The 8,176-nt window shown below is 68.3% G+C and carries 1 protein-coding gene; it reads right to left on the bottom strand.

All coding sequences use genetic code 11. The annotated features are described in order from the left end of the window. Positions 1–89: 89 nt before the first annotated feature. Positions 90–8,111 (bottom strand): amino acid adenylation domain-containing protein, encoded by an 8,022-nt coding sequence (locus tag MP11Mi_RS10605; RefSeq protein WP_420038897.1) that lies wholly within the window; start codon positions 8,109–8,111, stop codon positions 90–92. Between the last annotated feature and the right edge of the window lie 65 nt (positions 8,112–8,176).

Genomic DNA, 8,176 nt, shown 5'->3' with positions numbered 1-8,176 from the left:
ATAACCACCGCCTTCTACTCGGCTCTAGCTGGAGAGCCCAGTGTCGATCCCCGTTCCCCCTCGTATAGTCCCCGCTGTTGGCCTCGGTGTTACGTGTTTCCCTGTAGTTCCCGGTCACGACAGTCGACCGCGTTGCGACGGATCGCCGCAAGGACGTCACCGAATGCGTCCGGCCCCGCAGCCGCCAACGTCGGCAGCGCGCTCATCAGCGCCATCGTGAGCGCGGTGTCGCGATCGGGTACCACCGCGGCCATCGCCGTCAGCGTCTGCTGTAGCTGGCCGAAGGCCAGCTCCGTGCCGTCGTGCGCTACCGCGATCGCGTCGCGCGCGACTTCGGCCGCGGCAGCGATCACCTCGGGAAGCGCTACGAGTTCGTCGCCGCCGTCGGCATTATCGTCAAGGGTCTGCTCGTCGGTCAGACGGATGTCGACATCGCCGACCTCGATGTCCGGTTGGTTAACCAATGCGTCGAGGATCCGCGTGAACCGATCGGCGAGTCGTTGGATCCGCACACGGTCGAACAGGTCCGTCGCGAAGACGAACCGCCCTTCAAGGTGGCTCGACGACTCGCCGGGCGGCCGTAGCGTTAGTTGCAGGTCCACTTGGGCGCCGACCGTGTCCGGGTCGCGTCCGGACACGCGCAGCCCCGTTAGTTCCAGGTTCGGGAACGTGAAGTTCTGGAACGACAACATCGCTTGGAAGACCGGGTTGTGTGCGCTGGGCGGCGTGTCCAGCAGCCGACCGACGATCGACTCGAACGGCACGTCGGCGTGGGCGAAGTCGTCGAGGCTGTCGGTGTGCACCCGGCCGACGAGCGCGGACAACGACTCGTCCGGACGGATCCGGGTGCGCAGCGGAACCGAGTTGACGAACATGCCGACCACGTCGTCGAGCGACTGCTCGGACCGGCCCGCGTACGGCGTGCCGATCACGATGTCTTGCTGTCCGGTCATCCGGTGCAGCAGGACCGCGAACGCCGTCTGCAGCACGACGAACAGGGTCGACCCGTGCTCTCGGGCAACCGTGTCCAGTCGCACCGAGGTCTCCGGGGCCACCTGGAACTGCACCTGGTCGCCTGCGAATGTCGGGGTCCTCGGTCGTCGCCGATCACCGGGTATCTCCAACAGTTCCGGAATCCCGGCGAGCCGATCCGCCCAGTAGTCGAGATGGCGTTCCTGAGCGGACCGTCCGTCCTCGCCGACCTCCTGCAGACGCGTCGCCTGCCATGCCGCATAGTCGGCGTACTGAACTGCCAGCGGCAGCCATTGCGGTGTGACGCCGGTTCGACGCGCTTCGTAGGCGACCATCAGATCGCGGGCGAGCGGCACCATCGACGAGCCATCCGCGCTGATGTGGTGGACGACGAACACCAGCACGTAGTCGGCTGAGACCGTGTCATCGGGAACGTCGTCGACTTCGGGGACCGGGAGCAAGGTCAACCGAAGTGGCGGGGCCGACGCCAGGTCGAACCCGCGTGCCGCTTCGGCCTCGATGGCGTCGACGATCGCGCCGCCGGGTTCGGACACCGCCAACCGAACGCTCGCCACCGCGTCGTCGACGGACAGAATTCGTTGCACCGGCACCCCGTCCACATCGGGGTAGACGGTCCGCAGCGACTCGTGCCGGGCGAGGAGGTCGGCGAGTGCATCTCGCAGGTGAGAGATCTCTAGACGTCCGCTCAACTCGAGAACGAGCCCGATGTTGTATGCCGACGAATCGGGGTCGGTCTGGTTCAACAGCCACATGCCGCGCTGGGCGGCCGACACCGGCAACGCCGACTTCCGATCGGTCAATACCGAGATCTGCCTGCCGTGGGCCGGCGAGTCGGTTGCCTTCGGACGTCGGTCCGCGACCGCTGCCAAATCGACGACGGACGGTGCCTCGAACACGTCGCGCACCGTGAACGACACGTCGAATGCTGCTGTCAGCCTGGACGCGAGCTTGGTCGCCGACAGCGAGTTGCCACCCACGTCGAAGAACGACTCGGCGGCGCTGACCTGGTCGACGCCCAGCACCGAAGCCATCAGTTCGGCGACCGCCGACTCGGTCGCGGTCGTCGGCGCGACGATTTCGTCGCGGTCGGCGAAGTCGACGGCGGGCAAGGCCCGGCGGTCCACCTTCCCGACCGGTGTCACCGGCAGCGACGGCAGCACCACGATGGTCTGCGGGACCAGGTACTTCGGCAGCTTCGCGCGGGCGAACTCCATCAGGCTCCGCGTCGAGACCACGTCGCTGTCGGCCGCCGCATAGGCCACCAGGACCTGGTCGCCACCGGGTCCCGAGACTCCGAGGCTCACCGCAGCGCCGACATCCGGGTGGGACGCTAGCACCGCGTCAACCTCGCCGGGTTCGATCCGCAGACCTCGGATCTTCAATTGGAAGTCCGTGCGCCCGTGGTAGGTGAGGGCGCCCGAGGTGGTCCTGGTGACCCGGTCGCCGGTGCGGTACATGCGCTGGCCCGACACGAAGGGGTGAGCCACGAAACTGCCCGCGGATAGCCCTGGACGGTGCAGGTAGCCCAGACCTGTCTGGTCTCCGGATAGATACAGTTCGCCTGGCACCCCGACCGGTGTGGGACGCAGCGCGCCATCGAGCACGAGCGCTTCGATTCCCGGGAGCGGCGCCCCGATGGTCAGCGGCTCGCCGACACTCCGCGGGCCGTCGACGCTGACCCACACCGTCGCTTCGGTCGGGCCGTACAGGTTGAAGAACCCGCCGGGGCCACGGCGTGCGTCTGCCCACCGGTCGGCCAATCCGACCGGGCACGCTTCGCCGCCGCTGAGCACTGTCGTCAGGGTCGGCACGTCGTCGGGTTCGATGGTCGCGAGGACCGACGGCGTGAGCAGCGCGTGCGTGACACCGGTCGCGTCGATCAACGCCGACAACGGCTCGGACGCGTACACCTCGGGCGGTGCGACGACGAGTTCGGCACCTGTCGAGAAGCCCAGCATCAATTCCAGGACCGACGCGTCGAAGCTCGGCGACGACACGTGGAGCACGCGGGCCGACGGTCCGGCCGCGAACGTCGTCGCCAGATTCCTGGCGAACCCGGCCAGCCCGCGGTGGCCGACGGCCGTCGCTTTCGGTTTTCCGGTGGAGCCCGAGGTGAAGATGAGGTACGCGGTGTCGTCGAGGCGGACCGGACGAAGCCGGTCGGTGTCGTCGAGCGCATCGGTCGAGCGCGCGGCGATCGACCGTTCGACATCGGGATCGGACAGCTCGACCCAGGTGGGGCCGGCCGGTGCGGCGTCGCGGCTCGCGATCCGAATCCCGAGACGAGCGCCTGCGTCGGCGATCATCTCCTCCTGCCGGGCCACCGGCTGTGTCGGATCGATGAGCACGAATCCGGCCCCGGACCTGATCACCGCCAGTGTCGCCCGCACCGACTGGTGCGATCGTCCGATCGCTACGGCCACGATGTCGCCGGGACCGGCGCCGCGAACGATCAACTCCCGCGCCAGCGCATTGGTTTGGGCGGCGAGATCGCCGTACGTCCAAGTCCCGGTTTCGCCTGTCCCGGTGTGGGCTGTCCCGGTGTGGGCTGTCACAGCGGGCGCGTCGGCACCGGCCTGTCGTGCGCCGTCGTCGAGCAGTTCGGGGAATGTGCGCGCCGCGATCGTCGTTGCGGGCGCTGGCACCGGATCGACGAGGTCCAATGAACCGACCCGGCGGTCGGGGTCGGTGGTCATACCGTGCAGTACACGCAGGAACGATTCGGTCAGCGACTGCACGCGTTCGCGGTTGAAAAAGTCCGACGCGAAACCGAAGTCCGCACTGATCGTGCGACCTCCGTCGGCGTCCGTGGATACGGTGAACGACACTTCGAGGTCGGTCTTGACGACGGGCAGGCGCAGAGCACGGACCGCTGCACTGGCCGTTCCGGCCAGCGGATCGTCGTGCCATGTCATCGCGACCTGGTAGATCGGGGTGTATGCCAGCGTCCGGTGGGGCGCGAGATCTTCCACCACGTCCTCGAACGGCAGTTCCGCGTGGTCGAGTGCCGCACCGAATGCGCGGCGTCCGGCGGCGAGCAGCTCCCCGACCGTCGATTCCGGTGTGGGGCGGGCGCGCAGCACCACCGTGTTGACGAACATTCCGACGAGTCGGTCGAGTTCGGGTGCGCCGCGCCCGTGCACCGCGACGCCGATGGGTACGTCGTCGGAGCCCGCCAATCGCCCGAGCACGACTGCCATCGCCGCGTGGACGACGAGGAAGCTGGTCGCACCGGTCCGTTCCGCGAGTGTCTGCACGGCGTCGGCCACACCCGCCGGCACGGTCATGGTGACGGTGTCGCCGCGGCCGGATGCGACACGCGGACGCGGACGGTCGGCCGGCAGGTCGAGGAGTTCGGGGGCACCAGACAACTCGGTCCGCCAGAACGCGAGGTCGCGGCCTGCCCGGGACGCCGGGTCGCCGACGTCGCCGAGCGCGGCGATCGACGCCAACGCGTGGTCGGCGTACTGCGGTGTCAACGGCGCCCAGCCGGGCGACCGCCCGTCCTGTCGCGCCGTGTACGCCTGCGTCAGATCGCGCATCAATGGCGGCAGCGATGCGCCGTCGCCCGCGATGTGGTGCAGCACGATCAGCAAGGTGTCGGGGCGCTCGCCCCGGAACAGCACCGCGCGCAACGGTGTCGCGGTGGTCAGATCGAAGCCGCGCGACGCGTGCGTGACTAACGCCGGTTCCAATTCGTCGGCCGACACCGGGACCGGACCGACGAGGACCTCGCCGGGCACGTCGGCCGCCGCCACAATGTGCTGGACCGGACGTCCGTCATCGGACACCGGATGGATCGTGCGCAATGGTTCGTGCCGGTCGACGACGTCGCCGAACGCGGCGCGCAACGCGTCGACGTCGACGCGCTCGTCGAACGTGACCACACCGGCCATGTTGTATGTGGCCGCCCCCGGCTCCATCCGGTTGATCAGCCACAGCCTCGACTGCGATGGCGACAACGGGACCTCGGCTGGCCGCACGAGCGGCACCGGCCGGTCTGCGGCGCCTGAACCCTGGCCGCTGCGCGCGGCCAGGTCGGCGAGCGTCCCGCCGTCGAAGATGTCGGCGAGGCTCAATTCCATCCCGATGGTCCGCGCCCGCGACACGAGTCGTGCTGCGGTCAACGAGTCACCGCCGAGCCCGAACAGGTGCTCGGTGACGCTCGGCGCCCGATCGAGTCCGAGGAGTTCGGCGACCAGGTCGGCGAGGCGATGCTCGTCGGCGGTCCGCGGCGCCACGTGTTCGTCAGCCGATGCGGATAGGACCGGCTCCGGTAGCGCGACCCGATCGAGCTTGCCGTTGTCGGTGACTGGGAACTCGTCCATGACCACCACCGCGGACGGCACCATGTGCGACGGGAGCTCGCGGCGACACGTCGCCAGCACGTCGTCACCGGTCACATCCGCGCCGTCGGTTGGCCGGACGTACGCGACGACTAGCGGAATCCCGGTGGGCCCGGACCGGACTGACACGACCGCGGACTCGATCATCGGATGGTCTCGGACGGTGCTCTCGATCTCGCCGAGCTCCACCCGCTGTCCGCGTATCTTGACCTGGAAGTCTGACCGCCCGTGATAGCGGAGGTCGCCGTCACTCCCCCAGCTCACGAGGTCGCCGGTGCGGTACATGCGGGCGCCCGGGCCGCTGAACGGGTTCGCCACGAAACGTTCCGCCGACAGGTCGGGTCGGCGCACGTAGCCGGTCGCCAGCTGGGGGCCGGCGAGATAGAGTTCGCCCGCGACTCCCACCGGGACCGGGCGCAGCGTGCCATCGAGGACGAGTGCGTCGGTGCCCGGGACCGGACGCCCGATCGGCACCTCGTCGACGTCGCCGTTGACGACATACTCGGTCACGTCAATCGCGGCCTCGGTCGGTCCGTACAGGTTGACCAGACGCACCGGCCACTGCCGCGTCACAGACTGTGCCAAGGCCGGGCTCAACGCCTCACCGGAGGTGAACACGGTGGCGACGTGGCCCGCCAACTGTTCGCCCGAGTCGACGAACACTTCGAGCATCGACGGGACGAAGTGCATCGTCGTGACGCGCGACTCGTCGACGATGCGAGCCAAGTAGGCGGGGTCCCGGTGGCCGCCGGGGGCGGCGATCACCATGCGCGCACCGCTGATCAGCGGCCACACGAGTTCCCACACCGACACGTCGAAGGTGTATGGCGTCTTGTACAGGACGGCATCGCCGTCGCCGATCCGATGGCGTCGCTGCATCCACTCGAGTCGTCGGCGCAGCGCCGAATGCGTCACCTCGACGCCCTTGGGCGTCCCGGTGGATCCGGACGTGAAAATCACGTATGCGGGGACGTCCACCCGACCGGGGTGGACGTCCACCGTTCCCGTCGGCTGGTCGGTCGCCTCCAGGTATTCGCCGTCGATGACGACGACCGGACGGGCGGTGTCGAGGATCGTGGCTCGCCGGGTGTCGGGGAGGTCCGGATCGAGCGGAACGTATGCCCCACCGATCAGCAGGATCGCGTGGATCGCGATCACCTGGGCGATGCCACGGTCCAGGCTCACCGCGACCCGGTCGCCGAGCGTGACCCCGTCTGCGACCAGCCGTCCGGCCAGTGCCCGCCGCTGCGCGTCGAACTGCCGATACGTCACCTGGCGGCCGTCGAAGTCGAGCGCGACCGAGTCGGGCTGCTCGGCGACCCGCTCGGCGATCAAGTCCAGGAGCGTCGTCGCCTCGTCGAACGGCTCGAGGACCGGTCCACGCCCCTTCTCGACGAGTTCGGCCTGCTCGCCGGGCGCCAACAGTTCCACGTCGTTCACCCGGCGGTCGATGTCGTCCAATGCGCGGGTCAGGAATCTGACGAACCTCTGCACGTGTGCGCGCAGGTCGTTGGGCTCGTACAGGTTGGGATTGCCGTGCAGGTCGACGGCCAACTGTTCGCCGGGCGCAGCCTGATACAGGTTGATGCGGAGGTCTTCGAGGATGCCGGACGAAAGGATGTGATAGCTGGTCTGCGCGCGGTCCACCTCGATCGGCGTATCGAAGAACATCATGTTGACGACGGGGCCGAACGACGCGCTGTTGCCCGCGCCCAGGCCCGCGTCGACCCGGATGTCCTCGAATCGGTACCGCTGATGACGCAGAGCGCCGGTCAGGTCGACTTGCAGCGCGCGCGCCAGCGAACGCATCGTCGATTGGGAGATCTCTCGGGCACGCACCGGCAGCATGTTCGAGAGCATGCCGCCGGAATTCTTGACCTTCGCCGTCGACCGGCCGGTGACCGGCAGGCTCAGGACTACGTCGTCGGTGCCCGCCATTCGCCCCAGGAACGCCGAGAAGGCGGCGACCAGCAGGACCGCCACCGAGCAGTCGGCGTCTTTGGCGACCGATTCCAGCCGGGCTTGCGTCTGCGCGTCGAGGCGCTCGCCTGCCACGACGTTCTGGGGCGACAGAGGCGCCACCCGGTCTCGTCCGGACAGGCTCACTCGTTCGGGCAGGTCGGCGACTTGCTCCACCCAGTAGGCGCGGTCTCGCTCGCGTCGGGGGCTCTCGGTGTACGCCTGATCGTCGGCGACCAGACCTGCGAGATCCAAATGGCGGGTCGGCGTGTACTCGTCCCCGGTCCGGGCGGCGTTGTATCTGCGCACCGCCGACAGGAGGCTGGTCAACGCCGAGAACCCGTCGAAAACGATGTGGTGGCCGCGCATGTAGAGCAGTGTGTGGTCGTCGGCGACTCGGATGAGAGCGGCGACTGCGAGCGGGTCGGCCAGGACGTCCACTTGACGTTGGTAGTCCGCGGTCATCCAGTCCAGAGCCGCCTGGAACGGCGTGGCCTCGCCCCGCATGTCGATCCGTGCGACGTCGAAGCCGGACTCACGGTCGACCCGTTGCTTCGGTACCCCGTCGACCTCCACGAGAGTGGTGCAGGGCGACTCGAACTCGACGGCCGCTTCCGCGGTGCACGTCTCGAGGAGGTCGTGATCGATCGGGGCGTCGACGGCTCGAATGCTCAGGTAGTGCGCGATGATCACCGAGTAATCGGCCGAGAGACTCTCCGCGAACCACATGCCCCGCTGTGCGGCTGTCAGAGGTAGCAGGTCGTCTTGACCTCCGAGACCTACTACGCCTCCGAGACCTACAACGTGTGTCACCTGGTCACTCCATCCAACTAAGCATCGCTATGCTCCGAATTTCCCATTCGTCCGCGCTTCTCCTC

This window comes from Gordonia abscondita, from assembly GCF_032711245.1.
GTDB lineage: Bacteria > Actinomycetota > Actinomycetes > Mycobacteriales > Mycobacteriaceae > Gordonia.
The sequence above is the reverse complement of the archived record's forward strand: the minus strand, read 5'-3'. Positions and strand labels throughout refer to the sequence as shown.